Origin of the sequence: Gardnerella pickettii (assembly GCF_029226345.1) — a bacterium.
Lineage (GTDB): Bacteria > Actinomycetota > Actinomycetes > Actinomycetales > Bifidobacteriaceae > Bifidobacterium > Bifidobacterium piotii.
On the sequence record NZ_JAKNCU010000001.1, the window covers coordinates 208,434 to 229,102 of the forward strand.

General features: G+C 40.4%; 18 protein-coding genes, 1 tRNA gene and 1 riboswitch. Of the genes, 13 read left to right on the forward strand and 6 right to left on the reverse strand.

Annotated features, from left to right (window positions below):
* Window positions 1-77: 77 nt before the first annotated feature.
* Together MAF46_RS00745 and MAF46_RS00750 are read right to left on the reverse strand one after the other, a co-directional pair.
* Entirely contained in the window at window positions 78-302 is a 225-nt protein-coding gene (locus tag MAF46_RS00745; RefSeq protein WP_004130375.1) for a DUF3107 domain-containing protein, read from the reverse strand.
* Between the two features lie 59 nt (window positions 303-361).
* Window positions 362-2,020, reverse strand: coding sequence for a phosphotransferase (locus MAF46_RS00750; protein WP_060785569.1), 1,659 nt, complete (start codon window positions 2,018-2,020; stop codon window positions 362-364).
* Between the two features lie 150 nt (window positions 2,021-2,170).
* Between MAF46_RS00750 and MAF46_RS00755 the strand changes: the two genes are divergently transcribed.
* On the forward strand, window positions 2,171-3,811 hold the full coding sequence (locus MAF46_RS00755; RefSeq protein WP_081090774.1) for an ATP-dependent helicase: 1,641 nt from the start codon (window positions 2,171-2,173) through the stop codon (window positions 3,809-3,811).
* A gap of 80 nt (window positions 3,812-3,891) precedes the next feature.
* Here MAF46_RS00755 and MAF46_RS00760 read toward each other — a convergent pair whose 3' ends face one another.
* Complete coding sequence (locus MAF46_RS00760) at window positions 3,892-5,673, reverse strand: zinc-dependent metalloprotease (protein ID WP_004132621.1); 1,782 nt, start codon at window positions 5,671-5,673, stop codon at window positions 3,892-3,894.
* Between the two features lie 248 nt (window positions 5,674-5,921).
* Between MAF46_RS00760 and MAF46_RS00765 the strand changes: the two genes are divergently transcribed.
* Window positions 5,922-6,839: a YlbL family protein gene (locus tag MAF46_RS00765; protein ID WP_414101435.1), complete on the forward strand. Its 918-nt coding sequence runs from the start codon at window positions 5,922-5,924 to the stop codon at window positions 6,837-6,839.
* Here MAF46_RS00765 and MAF46_RS00770 read toward each other — a convergent pair.
* Window positions 6,830-6,903, reverse strand: a tRNA-Val gene (locus MAF46_RS00770). The genes MAF46_RS00765 and MAF46_RS00770 overlap by 10 nt on opposite strands.
* 162 nt (window positions 6,904-7,065) lie before the next feature.
* Here MAF46_RS00770 and MAF46_RS00775 point away from each other — a divergent pair.
* The 6 genes from MAF46_RS00775 to MAF46_RS00800 all read left to right on the forward strand — a co-directional run bounded on the left by MAF46_RS00775 (window position 7,066) and on the right by MAF46_RS00800 (window position 13,444).
* The gene (locus MAF46_RS00775; protein WP_004130363.1) at window positions 7,066-8,424 is read left to right on the forward strand and encodes a DivIVA domain-containing protein; all 1,359 of its coding nucleotides are present in this window, start codon (window positions 7,066-7,068) and stop codon (window positions 8,422-8,424) included.
* A gap of 54 nt (window positions 8,425-8,478) precedes the next feature.
* Window positions 8,479-9,231 (forward strand): DNA repair protein RecO, encoded by a 753-nt coding sequence (recO, locus tag MAF46_RS00780; protein ID WP_004130360.1) that lies wholly within the window; start codon window positions 8,479-8,481, stop codon window positions 9,229-9,231.
* 90 nt (window positions 9,232-9,321) lie between these two features.
* A riboswitch (TPP riboswitch) is annotated at window positions 9,322-9,423 on the forward strand.
* Between the two features lie 36 nt (window positions 9,424-9,459).
* Complete coding sequence (locus tag MAF46_RS00785) at window positions 9,460-10,080, forward strand: ECF transporter S component (protein ID WP_004130359.1); 621 nt, start codon at window positions 9,460-9,462, stop codon at window positions 10,078-10,080.
* A 172-nt stretch (window positions 10,081-10,252) separates the two neighbouring features.
* Window positions 10,253-11,176, forward strand: coding sequence for an ABC transporter substrate-binding protein (locus tag MAF46_RS00790; protein ID WP_060785567.1), 924 nt, complete (start codon window positions 10,253-10,255; stop codon window positions 11,174-11,176).
* Window positions 11,177-11,284: 108 nt separating this feature from the next.
* Window positions 11,285-12,526: a phosphotransferase enzyme family protein gene (locus tag MAF46_RS00795; RefSeq protein WP_060785566.1), complete on the forward strand. Its 1,242-nt coding sequence runs from the start codon at window positions 11,285-11,287 to the stop codon at window positions 12,524-12,526.
* A 123-nt stretch (window positions 12,527-12,649) separates the two neighbouring features.
* Window positions 12,650-13,444, forward strand: a complete 795-nt coding sequence (locus MAF46_RS00800) for an isoprenyl transferase (RefSeq protein ID WP_004112377.1) — start codon at window positions 12,650-12,652, stop codon at window positions 13,442-13,444.
* A 26-nt stretch (window positions 13,445-13,470) separates the two neighbouring features.
* Here MAF46_RS00800 and MAF46_RS00805 read toward each other — a convergent pair whose 3' ends face one another.
* Window positions 13,471-14,700, reverse strand: a complete 1,230-nt coding sequence (locus MAF46_RS00805; protein WP_020758932.1) for a M20 family metallopeptidase — start codon at window positions 14,698-14,700, stop codon at window positions 13,471-13,473.
* A 77-nt stretch (window positions 14,701-14,777) separates the two neighbouring features.
* The gene (locus MAF46_RS00810; protein ID WP_004132604.1) at window positions 14,778-15,164 is read right to left on the reverse strand and encodes an MTH1187 family thiamine-binding protein; all 387 of its coding nucleotides are present in this window, start codon (window positions 15,162-15,164) and stop codon (window positions 14,778-14,780) included.
* 184 nt (window positions 15,165-15,348) lie between these two features.
* Here MAF46_RS00810 and MAF46_RS00815 point away from each other — a divergent pair, with 184 nt between their 5' ends.
* From MAF46_RS00815 to MAF46_RS00835, 5 genes are all read left to right on the forward strand, one after another.
* Complete coding sequence (locus MAF46_RS00815) at window positions 15,349-16,869, forward strand: glycine--tRNA ligase (RefSeq protein ID WP_020758931.1); 1,521 nt, start codon at window positions 15,349-15,351, stop codon at window positions 16,867-16,869.
* A gap of 97 nt (window positions 16,870-16,966) precedes the next feature.
* The gene (gene dusB, locus MAF46_RS00820; protein ID WP_004130345.1) at window positions 16,967-18,121 is read left to right on the forward strand and encodes a tRNA dihydrouridine synthase DusB; all 1,155 of its coding nucleotides are present in this window, start codon (window positions 16,967-16,969) and stop codon (window positions 18,119-18,121) included.
* A gap of 229 nt (window positions 18,122-18,350) precedes the next feature.
* On the forward strand, window positions 18,351-19,559 hold the full coding sequence (gene ftsZ, locus MAF46_RS00825; protein WP_018616189.1) for a cell division protein FtsZ: 1,209 nt from the start codon (window positions 18,351-18,353) through the stop codon (window positions 19,557-19,559).
* A 24-nt stretch (window positions 19,560-19,583) separates the two neighbouring features.
* Window positions 19,584-20,048: a cell division protein SepF gene (locus MAF46_RS00830; protein ID WP_004130343.1), complete on the forward strand. Its 465-nt coding sequence runs from the start codon at window positions 19,584-19,586 to the stop codon at window positions 20,046-20,048.
* A 212-nt stretch (window positions 20,049-20,260) separates the two neighbouring features.
* The gene (locus MAF46_RS00835; protein ID WP_004130342.1) at window positions 20,261-20,554 is read left to right on the forward strand and encodes a YggT family protein; all 294 of its coding nucleotides are present in this window, start codon (window positions 20,261-20,263) and stop codon (window positions 20,552-20,554) included.
* The last annotated feature ends 115 nt before the right edge of the window (window positions 20,555-20,669 follow it).

The following is a 20,669-nucleotide window of genomic DNA, read 5'->3' on the forward strand; positions in this document are numbered from 1 at the left end:
TGAATTAAAATTGCGCTGTTAAAACGTTATAAACGTGTTAAGTGTTCTAGTAGTGTTCTAGCAGTGTTCTAGTAGCGTTAAAACGCGTTAAAACCAACGGTGTGAGTTGGCGTATCTCCTATAATCGCATATGCAAAAGAGTCTGCCATAATAAAAATTTTTCGATTGTTTTTATCTGTAAGATTAATCGCCTTTTCGTCTTTAATAGCGCTTTCAATAATGTTTTGTATATCTTGCTCGCTTTGATCGCTTTCAAAGCTAATAGTGTCTTTTACGTGCTTAACGCCAATTGTTACCTTCATTTTTATTCCTTAATTGTTTAGATTAATTATTGTTATTTAGTGTTTTATGCGCTTATGTATTAGTTTTGGGCGTTTGTGCTTTCACCTGTATTTGCGCTTGTTCTTGTGCTTTCTAGTTTGCTTTTTGCGTCTTTAATAGCAAGTTCTGCATCTTTTAGCATTGGAATAATAATAGTTGCTGGCTTATCTAAATCTTCATTTTTATTGCCATTATTGCCATTACTATTATTGCCATTACCATCGTTGCTATTTGTATTGACGTTTTCAACACTATTGTTACTGTCTACACCTTCGCCGCTTTCGATACGTTCTACATTACTATTTGCATCAGCTTTATCTACGAAATCATTATTGCTGTTGCTAATTTCGTTCGTTGCATTGTTATTCACATCGTTAGTTTTGTTAACGCTGCTTATAACTTGCGTTTCCAAGCCGTCTGCAATAGTGGCGGTTTTAGTGGCAGTTTCAGTGGCGTTAGTGTTGTCGTTTATAGTTATAGTTTGTTCGTATGTATTATCTTTATAGTCTTTTTGATCTTCTTGCTTGAGCGTTACAACAGTTTTTTCGTTAGTAGCGTCCGAAGATATAGTATCGTCTTTAACGGCATTATCTTTAATAGAATTATCTTTAACAATATCGTCTTTAACAATATCTCCTACAGTAAGAGAAGACGCTGGATTTGCGCTATTATTGTTTTGATTTGCGCTTGCTGCTCTGGAGTTATTTATGCGCGTAAGCTCGTGAGCAAGACGTTCCACTTGCGCTTTAAATCTCATTATTCCAGTTGTATCTGCGCGTTGCAAAGCTTGAATAAAGTCTCCAACTTGCTCCATTTGCAACCAAAGATTTGCTCGAAGCATAATCATGCTGTCTAATCTAGACCCAAGTATTCTTCCATATGCACTTAGCAAAGCGTTTCTATGCTGCTCGTTAAGCTTTGCAAAAATCCACGCTAAATCGCGAGCAGGATCGTTGATTTGCATGCTTTGCCAATTGGTTATAGCTGTAATAGTAGACCCAGAAAATAGAAAATCACCATCTTTGAATCCGCCGTGAACTGGGCAAGTGTCGAATGACCACAATCCATCAGTTTCTAAAACTCTAGACCAATTATCTGTTATTTCTGTAGGAATATGGCCTGCTTGGCGCAATCTTTTAATCCAAGACGTTAATTGCGTGCGAATTTGACCAGTAGTAAAGGAAGGATAATCGCTTTTAGTTAAAAATGACGGACTTAGTCTATGAATCGCGCCTATTGCCGTTCCAGCGTTTACGCAATCATCTGTTGTAAGAAGGCTTAATTCTCTTGCATTTCCGTTTAGATGATTACAAATAAGCACTGTTGGATTGTTAAAATCAGCTTCTCCTATGGAGCCAAAATGTAATTCGCTTTGACTTTGATTATTAGTAGAATCTTGTTGATTTGCTTGGTTTTGCTGGTTAGTTTGATTTGCCTTATTTGAAAGCGACCCAGGAACAAACTTAAGCATTTCTTCGTGAGCAAATCCAAGAGCTGCAAGCCCCTTAGTTTTTTGCAATACCCATGCTGCTCGCGCTCTATCGTGCAAACGTTTTTGACCTTTAGCGTTAGAGCTAACAAAAATGTCGTAAAGTCTGCCCGAAACGTCTTGAATAACAGCGTGAGATATGCCAGCAGCGGCATCGGTGGCGTTTGCCTGCTCGCTTTGGCGCGTTCCAGCGAATTGTACTTCTGGCATGACCGATGAGGCCAGCGCTACCAACTTGAATCTGCTTATCTGTGTCACAGTTCAACATTAATACAAAGCAACGAGATATAGCTAAATAGCCTTTAACCACATTAGCGTTTTATGCTTTTATTTTTCTTTAATTGTTGTAACAATAGAATTATGATTTCTACTCAAGAGTCTTTAGAAAGCAAAAAGCGCGAATCTAACGAAAATCATGGTAAAGATTACGCACAGTCTTTACTAGAAGGTTTAGATGATTCTCAACGCAAAGCAGCAATGGTGTTACAAGGGCCAGTGCGCATTACTGCATGCGCTGGAGCAGGTAAGACTCGCACTATTACACGAAGAATCGCGTATGCGTGTGCAAAAGGAGAGTGGGACGAAAATCGCGTTTTAGCTGTTACTTTTTCTGTAAAAGCTGCTAAAGAAATGCAAAATCGCCTTAAAAAATTAGGCGTAAATAATGCAACTGTTGCAACTTTTCATTCTGCAGCTTTACAGCATTTAAGACGAGTTTGGAATGACGTTTGCGAAGCTCCTTTTCCAAATATAATGGATGATCCAAAAAGTGTTACTGAGCAAGCATTAATCCACTACACGGATTTTGCAAATATGACTTCTGCACAAATACGAGACATTATTGCAGAAATCAACTGGGCAAAGGTTAGTCTTATTGCTCCAGATGATTACGCGCGCGCATGTGCTTGTGTTAGTCGAGATCTTCCTGCAGCTCTAGACGTTAATCAATTTGTTGAAGCATATAAAGCTTACGAGTTAGAAAAAAACACAAGGAATCTTGTTGATTTTAACGATTTACTGCTTCTTGCATGCCATGTTCTGCGCGCTTTTCCTAAAGCATGTGAGAAAATACGTAGCAAAATCGGCTGGATTACTGTTGACGAATATCAGGATGTTTCTCCTCTTCAACATGAACTTCTTAAATGCTGGCTTGGTAATAATCGAAATATTTGCGTTGTTGGAGATCCTGCGCAAACGATTTATTCTTTTGCAGGAGCAAGCAGCTACGATTTACTTGAATTTCCTAACGAGTTTGCGCCGCTTTGTGCAGACATTAATCTAAATACGGATTACAGATCTACGGAACGTATTGTAGGACTTGCTAATCGGGTTCTTTCTAAGTCTGCTTTTAGATGTGATTATTTAAGACTCATGTCAAAAAATAAGGGTGGCGCTCGCGTTACTAAAACTGTTTACAACACGGATTACGACGAAGCTGTTGATGTTGCTCAACGAATTTATAATGCTGTTAAATCAGGAAAAGCGCTTCCTACGGATTTTGCTATTCTAACTCGTACTAATGCTCAACATAATATATTTTGCAAAACTTTGGGTGATTTAGGAATACATTTTTCTGTTAGAAAAGACTCTGGCTTGCAAATTGATGTTTTAGAAAACAATTTTGAAGATTCAAACGCTAGCGATTTGAGTGATTCAAAAAAATACGTTGAAAGTGGCGATGCAAAAGACATTGACTTTGCAAAAGATGGCGGCAGTGAGCGTGAAAAAGTAGATTTAATCAAAAAATCTTTACTTCCTGTAACGATTTCTACGATTCACGCATCTAAAGGCTTGGAATTTAAGCACGTGTTTTTAATCGGCTGCAGCGAAGGTCTACTTCCATTTGGAAGCGTTAATAGAACTCAAGATGCAAACGAAGAAGAGCGCAGGCTTATGTATGTTGCAATAACGCGCGCGGAAGCAACATTGCACATATCTTATGCAATTTGCAAAGACTACGGCAACGGAATGCAAAGGTCTGTAAGCCACTTTTTAGAATAAATGCATTTTAGAATCAACGTATTTATGCAATTGTTCTAATACAAGTCACTTATAAATCAGTTGCGAATCAGTTTGTAACTTTATTCGTCGCTTTTTTGCTGATTAGAGTCTTCGTCAGAATCTGCTCCAAAATCTGTGTCAGAGTCCTTGTCAGAATCTTCTTCAGAGTCCGCATTAGAATCTTGGTTTGAGTTTTGATCGTTGTTTTCGCTATCGCTAGATGCCAATAATTTACTTAATTCGTCGTCCCAATTAACGTCTTTAAGTTTTTGCTCTAAATCGTCACTGTTCTTAAAATCTTCTAAATCAAGCATATTCTTGCTTAATTCTTCTAGATTAATGTTTGCTAAATTATTGCTATCTGTTTGTTCAGATTCTTTTTTAGTTGTGTTATCGCTATTTTGACTATTCGTATTGTTTTGACTATTAGTGTTGTTTTCGTTATTTTCGTTGTTTTTATTGTTTTCGTTATTTTTATTTACTTTATTAGTATCGTCTTTATTATCTTCTTTATCTTTATTATCCTTAGTATCTTCTTTATCTTCGCTAAAATCTGGTAATTCTGGCAAAAGATCTGGGTGGTTCCACATAGCATCGCGTTCCTCAATGCCTTTTTCGTTTGTAATCGCATCCCACATTGCAGCAGCTTCGCGCATTGCTCTAGGACGCAACTTTAATCCAGTTAAAGCTTGGAAAGTCATTTCGGAAGGGCCGCCTGCAGCGCGTTCTCTCCTTGTCATCTCTCTAAGCTGCTCAATGTGTGGAATGTGTGCCATTCCAGCACGCCAAATAACGCAATCAACCCAACCTTCACTAAGTGCAAGAAGTGTTTCTAATCCTTTTAATGCTTGTTTTTGGCCTTCTGTATCGTTTCGAGCAATATTAGATAAATCAACAGCTCCCGAAATAGACTCTGGGTTCATTCCTTCAATATCTCTAAGCTGCTCTTCCATAGCGCTTAAGTCGATAGAAATTCCAGCTGCATACTTTATTATTAGTGCTTCAAAACGAGGCATAAGCCAAGGTGCAGACGCAAACAATCGTGCGTGAGCAAGCTCTCGCAATGCTAGATAATTCATAACTTCGTTAATGTCTAATCCCCACTTTTTTGCGTAATCTATGCAATTGTAAGGAACAAGACCGCCTGCAGGGTTTTTAAGAAGTGAAATACCTTGATCAAAGCTTCCGCGAATCTCGTGAGATAAATTTCCAGCAGCATATCCTAATTGCATTGCAAAAGACGTGTTAGCAAGAAGGCTCATCATTTGTTCTGGCTTTTTTACGCCATCTGGCATAGGTATTGGCATAACGCCGTCGTATAATCCTTCTACTTCTAAGTCTTGGTCTTCTCCAAATTTTTCGGCAATAACATCCGAAAAAGCGTTACTAACCGATTTGGCAACAGGATTTGCAAACTTAATCCACGAATCTATAGTTCCATTAACCCAGTCTTCTCTTGAAAGAACATCGGGGGTTCCAGATACTGGATTTAGATTGCAATTTGCGTCTAGCCATAAGTTTGCTTCACTTAGCGCTCTTCTTGTTGCATCTGCAACTTGTGCGTTTACTGTACCGCCGTCTCCAGTTGCTTTTTGGCAAGCAAGCAATTGAGCAAGTCTTTTATTAATTGGACCTTCTTTAAGTGTTTCCGTCATTTCAAAAGGCGTGTTTAAGCCGCCATTGGCAAAGGCACTCATTAACGAATGAACTTCTTCTGGAGATGGAAGGCCTCCGTTTGAACATCTTGTAAGAATGTCATCGCGAACTTCAAAAGGAAGATTTTCAAAGTTAGACCAAGCTCTTTCTCCTTCTTCGGGGCCAAAGCAGCTAACAAGCCATTGGTGAATTTCTTCTTCGCTCATATTCAATCCTTATGAAGTTTGTACCTAAGTTAAATATATTTGCGTATATTTTATGTTTGTTTACATAGTTTTTAACTATACAGTTTTAACTACGTATAAAAGATTCTACTCGATACATGGTGATTTTTGCTAATAAATTAATAATGTGTATAACTTTTTCAAATTTTTTCAAAAACCGCATCTTGTGAGGGTTCTTAGAGTGTAGGTTATGCACATTTACATATACTATTAATTTTATGCCTAATAAGATGCCTAATAAGATTACATACGTGTTTAATAAAATCAATAGAAATATATTCGCTACTCTTAAAAATACTGTTGGGGATCTTATTGAATATTTTTCCGCTAAGTCATTTAGGTATTTTGTTGGGTTATTTATTGTAGTTATGTCGATTATCGCGCTTTTTCTACCAAGTGCGTATGTTGTTGAAGAACCTGGGCCAACTCAAGATGTTCTAGGAAAGTCTTTTGGAAAATATGTGATTAATGTTAAAAATAGCGCTGTTAAGAATACTGACTATAAATCTTCGTCAAAAAGTGGAAAGCTTCTTTTAGTAACAGTAAATACGTCTGGAATACCAGGTTACGAGATTCCAAATATATATGCGATTGCATCTTGGTTTGATTCTAAAAAGCAAGTTTTACCTAGAGAAGTTCTTGTTCCAGTAAATCAAAACGCAAGTGATTATAAAAAAGAAACAAATAAGCAAATGACTTCTTCGCAATCTTCTGCGCAAGTGGCGGCTTTGGATTATGCGAAGAAGCATCTTAATGTGAATGTAAAAAACGTAAAAATTAAGTTGCATATAGACGATATTGGTGGACCTTCTGCAGGCATGATGTACGCTTTGGGTATTTTGAACAAGCTTACAAACACAGATTTGACTGGTGGAAAAATAATCGCTGGAACGGGAACCATTGATAACTCTGGGAAAGTTGGGGCAATCGGCGGTATTCGATTAAAGATGATATCTGCAAAAAGAGACGGAGCTAAATGGTTCTTATCGCCAAACAGCAATTGCAATGAAGTTGTTGGGAATATTCCGCAAGGCTTAAAAGTTGTAAGCGTAAAAACATTGGATGACGCATACAAAGCGTTAGTAAAAATAAAGGCTGGGAAGAATCTAGATTCTTTAAGAACTTGTAAAGCGGAAAGTGGGCGATGAGGGACTCGAACCCCCGACATCCACCGTGTAAAGGTGGCGCTCTAGCCAGCTGAGCTAATCGCCCGCTTGAAACAAGATACAGTATGGTGTGTACTAGAACGTTGATTTGTGTTTTAGGCGTGTTTTGCGCATATATCATTTGCGTGTTTGCGTGTGTTTTGTTTATGCGTCTTAACAATCGCGTAAAGTGTAATGAATACGAATCTGTTCAGGAGGTCTATTGTTTATGGCGAGTAAACCTGATACCGCGCGTAATTCTTCAGGTATTGAGCGTGTAGGTAAGCGCAAGAAGGGTTACAGCGTAGAGCAAGTTAATGATTTTCTTGAGCGTGCTCATTCTTTGTATGAATCTAGCGACATTAGTCTTACTCAAAAAGATATTCAAGACGTATCTTTCGATTTAGAAGATGAAGGATATGCTATTCCTCAAGTAGATGCTGCTCTTTCTAGATTAGAGCGTGCAGTTGTAGATAAGACTACGCAGTACGAGATTTCTAATCGCGGCAAGGTTGTTTGGAAGGCACAAGCAGACGAAGAATATAGAGTTTTGCTTTCTCATTCCCAGCGCGATTATAAAATGCGCTTTGATTCCGCGCAATCGCGTAAGCCTTCTTACGATAAAAAACAAGTAGACAATGTTGTAAATAAGTCGCTAGATAAGATTGCTGTTCTTCTTGGATATAATCCAGTTTGGGGAAGCAGTTTAAGCGATTTAGACAAAATTGACGCAATGTTTGTTTCTAATGTTCTGTTTACTCAACGTTCTGGAAAACGAGGATATGACGAGCGCCAAGTGGACTATTATCTAAATGCTTGCGTTCGCTTATTAAGCAGACTTGAGTCTTATGATCGAGTTGCTAAGTATACAGACTTCGATCCTAGTGATTCTGTTGATTCTGCTAATTTTGGCGTTTCTGCTAAGTCTAATAATGATTTACAAGAAAATGTTGTTTCTAAAACATCTTCTGCGCCTAGTGTTGTTGAACATAGTGTTGTTGAACCTAGTGTTGTTGAACCTGCGGCAGCTCCAGCTCCATCTCCATTAATGCCTCCAGCAATTCCTCCATCTATTCCTGTTGAGCATCATGCGCAGAAGGCGATTTTTACTCCTCACTCTGCGAGTGTTGAAGCAAGTGACGATACAGACGACGAAATGTCGCAAGCGTCTACTGTTATGCCTCCAGCATTCCCTCCGTCTTATGCTCCTAATGCTGCCTCCAACAATTTTGCTACTAACAATAATGATTTTGGAAAAGTTAAAGATGCAGAAAAGAAGGAAGATAGTGCGAATGTTGTTAGTGCGAATGCTGATGGTGTAAATAATGCAAATGCTAACAATGCAAGTAATAACAATGTAAATGATTCTAAATCCATTGGAGATTTGAATCTTTCACTTCTTGCTTCGCCTAAGTTCGAGCCTTCGCAAAGTCTTAATTTAGATATTCCAGATCTTTCGTTCCCTGTTATGAACCATTTTGACACTTCGGTTGAAGATTCTTCTCGCGAAGCAAATAATGATTCAGATGATTTTGACGATACTGGCGAATCTAATTTTGGCGGATTTGTAAACCCAAATCATAATTAATAATCTATTTTTCACTTAGATTTAGGGATTATATAAGCTAAGAGTTATTGATTAATGCCGTTATATAACGATGAAGCTGTTGTTCTTAAGACTTTTCCTCTTGGGGAAGCTGATCGAGTTATTGTTATGCTCACTAAAAAGCATGGCAAGGTTCGAGCTGTTGCAAAAGGTGTAAGGCGGTTAAAATCTAGATTTGGTGGGCGCTTAGAGCCATTTATGCGTGTTAATGCACTTTTTGCAACTGGCAAAACTTTTGATGTTATTTCTCAAGCGGTTTTAGTTTCGCCTTATGCTGGTAGCATTTGTGCGGATTACAATCTGTATAGTTGTGCTAGCATGATTGCAGAGATTGCAGACGATTTAGTCTCGTCTTGCGCACAATATTCGGATTCTTGCTCACAATACAATCTTCTTATAGCTGCTTTGTCTGCTCTTTCTAAAAGTTTGCATAGTGCTGAATCAATAGCGCTTTCGTACGTTTTAAGAGCATTGCAATTAGCTGGATGGTCTCCTAGGTTAAATGAGTGCGTTATTTGTTCAACACGCAATGATTTAGACTATTTCTCGGCAGCTAGTGGTGGAGTTATGTGCTCTAAAGATCATGCTTTAGAGTCTATTAAGTGTAATGATTTAGTGCGTTTGCAAATGATTTCATTAATTAATGGCGATTGGCAAAATTTAGACGGAACAAGTATAGACGATTTAACGTCTAAATGCGTTGAGCAATGGTGTGAATATTGGCTAGAAAAGCCTATTAAATCTATGCGCTTGAACGAGAAAAATTCTAATTCACTGTATTTTGATTAGCGTTTCTATTATCTATATTAATGAGCGATTTTGTTAATTTTATGTTTGAATTTTATAAAATTTGTCCTCGCTGTCTGATGCAATATGAATGATATCAGGCACGGGTGCTCTTTTAAGAGCTGAGAAGATTACTGTCTAACCGTTTAACGTGAATCGGGTAATGCCGACGTACGGAGTTTTCTGCAGGGTCGCCTTTGTTTGATTGGTTAAAGATGAAAGGAGACCCTAATGGGTACATCTGTTGAAGAAGAGACCGTGCGTCCATCCTTGCGTTGGAACGTAGCCGATGTTACGCTCACGGTTGTTATTGCTGTAGCTTCTGGTATTATCTTCTGGGGCATCGGCTTGATTAGTGAGCCTATTTCTGCTGCTCTTAAGCTTATTCCAGTTCCAGGCGTTAGCGCATTGTACTACGGTTTGTTCTACTTCGCTGGTCCTTTAGCTGCTATTATGGTTCGCAAGCCAGGCGCTGCACTATTCGGCGAGTTTATTGCTGCAATGGTTGAGTTGACTGTTGGTAGCCACTGGGGCGGTATTGGTACCGTTCTTCCTGGTTTTGTTCAGGGCTTGTTCGCTGAGTTTGCATTCTTGTTTGTTATGTATCGCAAGTGGAACGTTGGTTTGACTGCACTTTCTGGCGCATTAGCTGGTTTGGGTGGAATCGTTTCAACCTATCCGTTCTACTACGCAGGTGTTCCAATCTTCGGTGCATTCATGATGATTCACACACTTTGCAGCATGATTTCTGGTGCTGTAATTGGTGGTGTAGTTATGTGGTACTTGTACAAGGGTATTGCTGCTACTGGCGCATTAAGCCGCTTTGCTTCTGGCAAAGAAGTACGCGCTTAAGTCTTAACTTTTGCTAGTAAGATTTGATTTGTGGGCGGGGGATTAATCACCTCGCCCACTTTTGTAAAGTCGCAAGAAAAATCGCAAGTTAGCAGCGCGCAAAAGTCGCAAGAAAAGTCGCAAATAAAAGTCAAGATAAAATCACAAATCACTATAAAACAAAGGAGTTAGTATGCTAAAAGTACGTCTTGAATATGTGCATCCATGGACGAATCACGCAGGAATGTACCTTGCAAGAAAGCGCGGATTATATGCGCAATACGGATTAGACGTAGAGTTTACAAGCACAGATACGGAGCGCGGAGATGTTCCAGCATGCTTGGAGCGTGGAGAAGTAGATATAGCTCTTGTTCGCTTAAACCAGCTTTTGGCTCATCAAAATGGTGCAAACAAGCTAACGTCATTTGCTGTAATGAATCAATCGCAAATTGGCGGAATCATAACAAATAAAAACACTGGCATTACGCGATTTAAAGATCTAGAAGGAAAGCGCGTAGTAATCCCTATGGGCGTTAAGCGTTTATACACAGAGCTTCAGCAGGCTGTTGCTGCCGACGGAGGCGATTTTAGCAAGCTGATTACAATTGATCCAGGCCCATGGGAGCCAGACATTCGAGCAGTAGAGCGCGGAATGTGCGACGCTTTTATTAACGTAGCTTGGTGGGAGCCATACCAGGGTTCGCTTCCATTTGACCAAGTTGTTGTTCTTCCATTCGATTCTATTGGCGTAGCGCCTCATCATTCTTACTATGTTTGCGCTCGCCAAGAGATGATTGAGCGAAATCCGCAATTAATACGCAACTTTGCAAGCGCAACCGTTAAGGGCTATGAGCTTGCAGGAAAAGACCCTCAGGCTGGTGTTGATGCTTTGCAAAATGCGCTTTGCCACATTAGCCCAGAGGCTTTGCGCGCCTCTCTAGACGAAGTGATTCCATCTTGGTACGACAAGAATGGTCGTTGGGGTACAGCAGACATGGCTTTGGTGGAAAACTACACTCGTTGGATGGGTGAAAATGGCCACTTAAGCGTGCCTCTTGATTGCGCGCTAAAGAGCCTAGAAAGCGGATGCGTAACAAACGAGTATTTGCCAGAATAGTCGGCCAGCATGTGCTTGAATCGCAAGCATAATAACGATTGCAAACGCAATTACAATCGAAAATAAATATCACAATTCAATGAACCTGTGGCAATAATTGGAGCAAATATGGAAAACGAAAGCAACGACCCTCAACTAGATATTGTTGCTCAAAGATGGGCAAATGTTGATTTAGATGAGGCAAATATGGTGTGCTCGCTTTTAGATGAGCCGCTAGAAGCAGATTGCGTTTTAAGCCATAGTTTGCGCCCGATGGCTGCAGGTTCATTGATTCGCGCGCATTACAAAGATGATTCGCCAAAAAAATCGCAAAGTTTAGACGTTTATATTAAAAGATGCAGCACAAAAGTTAGGCAAGCAAGCACAATTAGGCCGTATCATCGTTTTGCGGAGCATCTTTTACAAAACAAAATAAGCACGCCAAAGTACTTGTATTTTAACAAAAATAGCGAGTCTTTAGGTTTAGAAAAGAATATTTGTGGCGATATTTCTGGCGATACTTCTGGCGATATTTACGTAGACGGCACTCTTCTTGTAATAGGCGATTGCGCTTACGAAGTGACTTTAAAAGCTAGCGGAGAAGATAGATACAAAGACGCGTATACTTGGGATCCGCCTAAGACGTGCGAAGAAGCCAAAAATCTTGGAGTAATGATGGCAAAAATCGCCTTAGCTTCGCAAAGTTTTGACGAGCCAAATCCTAAGGAAATCAACGCTTTTCAATCAAGATTTAGTCTTTGTGCAAGCGAAGACGTGCAAAAAGCTGCAGAAGTTTGGTTAAAAAATAGACCTGATTTAGCAAAATTCTTAAAAGAGCAGAATCGTGATTTTGTAAAAGATTTAAGTGAATTTGCTCCAACATGCAAAAAAATTTACGATTTAGGGTACGCGAATCTAAAAAAGCAGTGGACTCATGGAGATCCGCATATATCTAATTTTATGTGGGAAGGTAGTGCTCCAAGTGCAGTGTTTGACTTTGGAATGGCGTATAAAAACACAGCAATCTACGATTTAGCAATGACTTTAGAACGCAACACAATTCAATGGGTAGATATTGCGAATGGCAAAAAAGATTCATTTAGAACGGACTTAGTTAAGTCAATTTTGCAAGGATATTCTAGCGTTAAACCATTAGCAGATGTTGAAAAAGAGTTGCTTCCGCTTGTTCTTAGCGTAAGTCAAATCGAGCAATGTGTGGAATTTGTAGACTATTACTTAAAGTCAAATGGATCTTACGATTTTAAGATTTGGGGCTACGATACTGGATTCTTAGAGCATGCTAGATGGTACAAATCTTGCTTTGGGAAAAGATATTTGAACTATTTATTGGAAGCTTTACAAGAACTATAGCGGATTTTTTAGTTGATTTTTTAGTTGATTTTTTACTTGATTTTTTACTTGATTTTGCATGCTTTTATTTAGCTTTGCAAAACGCTTTAGCTATTCGTTCAATGGGGTTGTTAGATTTTAACTATGAGTTTTGAAAACGTTGACTACACTTCGTTAAATATTCCAGCAGCTCCATTTAGTGATCCTAGCCGTGTGCCAGATTTTCCTAAAGGTAAAGTTCCTCGCCATGTAGGCGTGATTATGGACGGCAATGGCAGATGGGCTAAAGAGCGCGGAATGATTCGCACTGAAGGGCATAAAGCGGCGGAACCAGTGGTTTTTGACACTATTGCAGGAGCCATAGAAGCAGGTGTTCGCTACTTAAGCTTGTACACGTTTTCTACCGAAAATTGGAAGAGATCTCCTCAAGAAGTGCATTTTTTGATGGGATTTTCTAGAGATATTATTCACCGCAGAGTTGCGCAAATGAACGAGTGGGGAGTGCGCGTGCGTTGGGCTGGAAGACGGCCAAAATTGTGGAAGTCTGTTATTGACGAGTTGGAAAAAGCTCAAGAAATCACAAAAAATAACACTACGATTGACGTTGTTTTTTGCTTAAACTATGGAGGTCGCGCGGAAATCGCAGATGCTTGCGCGGCAATTGCTAGGGAAGTTAAAAGCGGCAAAATTAAGGGTGATCGCATTAGCGAGAAGATGATTGCAGAACATTTGTATAATCCAGATATTCCAGATTGCGATCTTGTGATTCGCACTTCGGGAGAGCAGCGCACTAGCAACTTTTTGCCTTGGCAAGCGTCTTATGCGGAGCTTGATTTTGTTCCAGAACTCTTCCCAGATTATGGTCGCGAAGCGTTGTGGAGGTCAATCGACCGTTATGCGCATCGCGACCGCAGGTTTGGTGGCGTAAAAAACGCTTAAACTTATCTGTTAGTAGAATTAATTTATTAGTCGCAAGCTAGCCATGCGCAAGCTGCAACAACAGCTGATTCAAGTCCACGATTTAGAGTTGGTTGCAAATCTGGAGCAAAAGCTGGATTGTGGTTTCCTGGAGCATTTTTCATGTCTTCAAATCCACCTAATCCCCAGTATGCGTAAGGTGTATTGAAAGCATTTGCAACAATAGAAAAATCTTCAGAAGCAGACTGTTTGCTGATTTGTACAGAATTTTCACCAAAATATTCGTCGAAAGCTTCGCGCACGCGATAAACTGATGCTTCGTCATTATTGGTTAATGGATAGCGGTCATAGTATGTAAATTCTGGTTCCTTTGGGCATCGTGCTAGATTGCACTCTCCGCGCACAATTCGCTCAATGGCAGAGTGAACAAATTTTTGAGTATCTTCGCTGTATGTTCTAGTATTAATCAAAAGTTCCGCATCGTCTGGAATAATGTTTGACTTACTTCCAGCGTTTATTGCGCCGATTGTAACTATTGCGTAATCTTTAGCAGCTACTTCACGAGACACAATCGTTTGCAATTTCAACACAATAGACGAAGCTAAAACCACAGTGTCAACGCTTAATTCTGGCATAGATCCATGAGATCCTTTACCAAAAATGTGTACGCGAATTGAAGATGCGGTAGTTAAAAATGCTCCTGATTTAATACCAACTGTTCCTGCAGGAATTGCTGCAAGAACATGCTGACCAAGATAAACATCTGGCTTTGGAATAATGCGTGTAATGCCATTTTCTACCAAGCTTTTTGCGCCTTGAGCTGTTTCTTCTCCTGGTTGAAACACTCCAATGTAGGTTCCATGCCATGCTTCTTTATGATTGTTAAAAGCTTGTAAAGATCCAAGTAAACTTGCAATATGAAAATCGTGACCGCAAGCGTGTGAAACTCCAACTGTTTTACCATTTTCATCTTGTGTTGTAACTGTTGAAGCGTAGTCTTTTCCTGAATTTTCTGTAACAGGAAGAGCATCAATATCTGCTCGCATAGCAACTATTGGCCCTTCTCCATTTTTGATTATTGCTACAACTCCTGTTTTTCCAACGCGCTTTGCTTCAATTCCATCTTTAGTAAGAATATCTATGATTGCTTGTGCTGTATGCGTTTCTTGCATAGATAATTCAGGATGCTGATGCAGGTATTTATACTGCTTTTCTCTATCTGCTTGAGTTTCTTTTATGTTGGACAATATTTGCTTAACTGATTTAATTTGCAGCATTAATTTCTGCTTTCTTATTTTGCTTATTGCAATTTAGCTCTATTTTATGTTTTATTTATAAATTATTTATTAACAAATTACTTGTTTTCGCGTTCTTCAAGAATCTTGTCTACAAGAGCAGCTTTTGCGTCGATTTGACCGCTAAAACCAGGACGAATGTCTAGTTTTAATATAACGCCTGTGCGGTAGCCTTTTTCTACAAGAACCATAGTTGCGTCTTTTACAACGCGCATAACGTCGTCGAATTCGCCTTCGATGTTTGTAAACATTGCGTTTGTTTCGTTTTTTAATCCAGAATCACGAATCACTTTAACGCAATCTGCTACGTATTCGCTGAGTTCTTCGCCAACTCCGCTAGGAGCAATGCATAATGCTGCAACTGTATTAGTTTTGTGGGAATTTTTGTTATTGCAAGTATCGCAAGTCTTGTTATCATTAGTCTTTTCAACATTGTTTTCGCTCATTTTAAGTCCTTTCAAAATACAAATGCGTGTGCAAAATTATGCTTATACATTATTGTATTCGTTTAGCTTATATATGTAGCTTTATATGTTTATGTAGCTTTATATGTTGCGTTAGCGTCACAGGGTTTTTCTATAATAAACACCGTTTCACCCGAATTTTCTAGATTTACGAAAAAGGTGTATTGTGGCTGTTTCAAAGCTTGATGAAGTTGTGTCGCTGGCTAAGCGTCGTGGATTTGTGTTTCCAGCTGGAGAGATTTACGGCGGAACTCGCTCCGCGTGGGATTATGGCCCTTTGGGCGTTGCGTTAAAAGATAATATCAAGCGCGAATGGTGGCGTTATATGGTCACTACTCGTGGCGATGTTGTTGGCGTAGATACGTCTGTTATTTTGCCTTCTCAAGTTTGGGTTGCGTCTGGTCACGTTTCTGTGTTTAACGACCCTCTTATTGAGTGCTTGAATTGCCATAAGCGCCATCGTGCAGATAAGCTCGAAGAATCTTATGCCGAAAAGCATGGCGATAAAATGCCAGAAAATGGCTTAAAAGACATTGCTTGCCCAGATTGCGGAACTCGCGGAAATTGGACGGAGCCTCGCGATTTTAACATGATGCTTCGCACTCATTTGGGGCCAGTAGAAGACGAAAACAGCTTGCATTATTTGCGACCAGAAACAGCGCAAGGTATTTTTGTTGATTTTAAGAACGTTATGACTTCTACTCGCCAGAAGCCGCCATTTGGCATTGCGAATATTGGTAAGTCTTTCCGTAACGAGATTACGCCTGGAAACTTCATCTTCCGCACTCGCGAGTTTGAGCAGATGGAAATGGAGTTCTTCGTAGAGCCTGGAACAGACGAAGCTTGGCATCAGTATTGGATTGATACGCGCGTAAATTGGTATGTTGATTTGGGCGTAAAGCCAGAGAATTTGCGCATGTATGAGCATCCTAAAGAGAAGCTAAGCCATTATTCCAAGCGCACTGTAGATATTGAATACAAATTCGGCTTCCAAGGATCTGACTGGGGAGAGCTTGAAGGAATTGCAAACCGTACCGACTACGATTTGTCTGCTCACGCTAAGCATTCTGGCGAGGATTTGAGCTACTTTAATCAGGCTACTGGCGAAAAGTACGTGCCTTACGTTATTGAGCCTGCTGCTGGTCTTACGCGCTCGCTTATGGCATTTTTGGTTGATGCTTACGATGTTGACGAAGCTCCAAACACTAAGGGTGGAGTGGATAAGCGTACGGTTCTTAGACTTGATCCTCGCTTGGCTCCTGTTAAGGCTGCTGTTTTGCCATTAAGCAAGAAGCCAGAATTGCAATCGGTTGCTCAAGATTTGGCTGCGGATCTTCGACAGCATGATTGGGTTATTGACTACGATGAGGCTGGTGCTATTGGTCGCCGCTATCGCCGCGAAGACGAGATTGGTACTCCTTTGTGTGTAACAGTTGACTTCGATACTTTGGAAGATCATGCTGTAACAATCCGCGAGCGCGACACTATGCAACAAGAGCGTGTTTCCTTAGACAAGGTTGCAGATTACGTAGCAAGCCGCATTAACGAAAAGCGCGTTAAGTATCCACAAGGACCTGTAGAGATTGTTGGCACGCGCGCTGCAGACGGCGGTGTGGATGTTGCTAAGGAAAGCGGCGTTGACGAGTCGCAGCCTGTAAAGATTGCTCAAGCTGGCGGATTGTACTAATAAGTATTTAGTAAAAAGTCGCTAGTGAAAAGTCGCGTAAAATCGCCAGCAAAAATATATCTAGCAAAAATATTAAAGTGAATGGAGTTAAAGCAATATGGATTTTTCTATTAAACCAGTGGATTTAGGGAAAATTCATATTGCAACTCCTGTTGTTTTATCTCCAATGGCTGGTATTACTAACTGGCCTTTTCGCGTGATTTGCCGAGAGTACGGGCCAGATGGCTTGTATGTTGCAGAAATGATTACTGCACGCGCACTAGTCGCAAGAAATCCAAAAGCCTTGCGTTTATGCCGTTTTGCGCCTAGCGAAAAAGTGCGCTCCTTGCAACTTTACGGAGTGGATCCTTTAATTGTGGAGCAAGCTGCTCGAATTGTTGTTGACGAAAATATGGCAGATCACGTTGACTTAAACTTTGGCTGCCCAGTTCCTAAAGTTACAAGGCGCGGTGGCGGATCTGCTCTTCCTTGGAAAACGGATTTGCTTCAAGAGATTTTGCATCGCGTTGTAAGCGTGTGTAATCCAGCAGGAATCCCAGTTACAGCTAAATTCCGCGTTGGAATTGACGAAGACCACGAGACTTTTATGCAAGCTGGTCATATTGCGCAAGAAGAGGGTTGTGCGGCTGTTACTTTGCATGCGCGTACGACTGCAGAATATTATGGTGGCCATTCCGATTGGAGCCGTATTAGCGAGCTTGTAGAGGCTTTAGATATTCCTGTTTTTGGTAATGGAGATATTTGGGGCGCGGATGACGCTCTTGCAATGTTTAAAGAAACAGGATGTGCAGGCGTTGCGATTGGCCGCGGATGCCAGGGGCGTCCTTGGATTTTTGCTGATATTCGTTCTGCTTGCAATGGCAGCGATAATCGCGTTAATCCAAGTCTTGGCGAAGTTTGCAAAGTGATTTTAAGGCATTTGGAGCTTCTTGTTGACTTTTATGATGGCGACGAACGAATGGCAGTTCATGACTTGCGAAAGCATATTGCGTGGTATTTGAAAGGCTTCCCAGTTGGAGGAGGAACTCGCAAAAGCTTTATGGAATGCGAGTCTATTGAGGATGTTCAACGCAATATTGATGCATTGGATTTATCGCTTAAGCTTCCTGAGCAGGTTTTAGACACGCCGCGCGGCCGAGTTCGTTTTGCTAAAAAAGTTCATTTGCCATATGGCTGGTTGGATTCAAGAATTACCACTAGCGAGGAGCGCAAAGAGCTTTTTGGCAATGACCCGATGGATGCTAGCTACTAGCGTTTTTCTAGAGTTTTCTAGGGTTTAGCGGCTGTTAAAAATGGCGTCTAAGCTATTGCTTAATGTTCAAAACTTTTGTTGGTAAAACGCCTTAAATATTTGCGTATAGCACGGTGTATTATCGAATCGGTGACATTTTTTAAGTTTTTATTTGTAAAACGTCGCCATTATCGAGCGTTTTGCGCTAAAGTATTGCGTAAAACGTGCGTGTGAGTGACAGGAGACAACGGTGAGCGAGATTGCCCAGACTGACAATTTCAACGACAAAACCATAATCAAGGTAGTCGGCGTCGGTGGAGCCGGTGGTAACGCCGTCAACCGAATGATCACCGAGGGTTTACAGAACGTAGAATTCGTAGCAATCAACACTGATGCTAAGGATTTGTTGCGTTCCGACGCTGATGTAAAGATTTCATTATCTGATGCTTCAAGTCGTGGTCTCGGTGCTGGTGCTGATCCAGAAAAGGGTGCAAAAGCTGCACAAGATCATCAATCCGACATTGAAGAAGCATTAAAGGGCGCCGATATGGTGTTCGTAACTTGCGGCGAGGGCGGCGGAACTGGTACAGGTGCAAGCCCAATAGTTGCGCGAGCTGCACACCAGCAGGGTGCCTTAACAATCGCAGTAGTTACGCGTCCTTTCGGGTTTGAAGGACCTCAGCGTGCTGCATCGGCAAAACTTGGTATTGAAAATCTTCGTAAAGAAGTCGATGCTTTGATTGTTATTCCAAACGATCGTTTGTTGGAAATTTCAGATCGAACTATCGGAATTATTGAAGCTTTTAAGACGGCAGATACCGCATTGCTTGCAGGCGTGCAAGGTATTACCGATTTGATTACCATGAATTCTTATATTCATGTTGATTTTTCGGACGTTACCGCCGTTTTGCGTGGTGCTGGAACCGCGCTGTTTGGAATTGGCGCTGCAAAGGGAGAAGACAGAGCTACTCAAGCTGCTGAAATTGCTATTAGCTCCCCATTGCTCGAAGAGAGCATTGAAGGTGCTCACGGTGCTTTGATTAACATTGCAGGTCCAAGCGATTTGAAGTTGCAAGAAGCAAGTGCTGCAACAGAACTTGTTCGCAAGGCGATTCATCCAGAAGCCCAGATTATTTGGGGTCTTTCTTTGGACGATTCTTACGGAGACGAAGTCCGCGTTACGGTTATTGCCGCTGGTTTTGATTCCCACCCTAAGGTGGAAGACGATAAGGCTGGTGCTTTTGTAGATATGCAAGCAGGAGTTGATTCTGTTGCCCCAGCTCAGTCAACAACTCCAGTCGCGCCTCCCGCAAAGCCTGTTGTTGCTGAAGAATCTTCGCATCCTGTTTCTTCCATGTTTGATTCTGTTGCACCAAGCCAGAATTACCAAGCATCGGCTTCTAAAGATAAGCCTCAAGATGAACCAGACGAATTGGATATTCCTGATTTTCTACGTTAAGCATAGCGATAGGAGGGCAGCTTAATGGCTGGCTTTATGAAGAACATGATGTCTTACGTAGGCATGAGTGATGTTCAAGACGACGATGACTTCGTTGATTCTCAAGCGCAAGAAACTTCGTTTGACAACGATCACAACGTTGCTCCTATAAGTCTGCATAATTCAGAATCGCAGTTGGGTAATGGCACTTCTTCTCGTGCTGGAGCAGTCCGCATGAGTCGCATTACAACGATTCATCCAAAGTCTTATGACGATGCTCAATTAGTTGGGCGTGCGTTAAGAGATGGAACTCCAGTTGTTTTGAATCTTACTGGTGTTAGTGAATCTGTTGCGTATCGCATTGTTGACTTTTCTGCTGGAGTTGTGTTTGGTGTTCGTGGGTCTATTGAGCGAGTAACGCCAAGAGTGTTTCTTCTAAGTCCTTCGCAAGTAAACATAAAGGTAGAAGACGCTCCTAATGGCGGTTCTGCTAGAGAATTGTTCTCGTAAAGATACAAGCTTAGTAGCAAAGACCGCTCTATAGCATTTGCTTTATGCGTTATTTAGATTTAAGGCAGAGTCTCTTTGAGATTTCTGCCTTAAATTATCTAATATCAATTATCGAATAAAAATTATCTAATAACAAAAATCTTCTTAACTTTTATTGTGATGATTGTTTACTTGTGAAAGTTTTAAGAAAGTTTATTTACGGAAGTGAGTTTATGATTTTTAACAGCTTAATATTAATCATTAATCTTTTTCTAAGCGCATATTTAACAGTGCTATTTATTCGCGCAATTTTAGACTGGATTCCAATCGTATTTCATTCGTTTAGGCCAAATGCGATTGTTAGAAAATTTGCTCAAATTATATATTATTTAACGGAACCGCTTTTAAGATTTGCGCGTAGATTCATACCACCTGTAAGGCTTGGTAACATAAGTTTAGACGTAAGTTTTATGGTTGTTTACTTTTTGATAATTGTTTTACAAATGCTTTTATCTATGATTTATTAAGATTTTTTATTAAGACATTAAGAATGTTTACTATATGCGCGCAATCGCTACTATTCTTAAATGATATTCGTATTATTATCTATTAATCACATTATTTACTCAACATTATTTACTT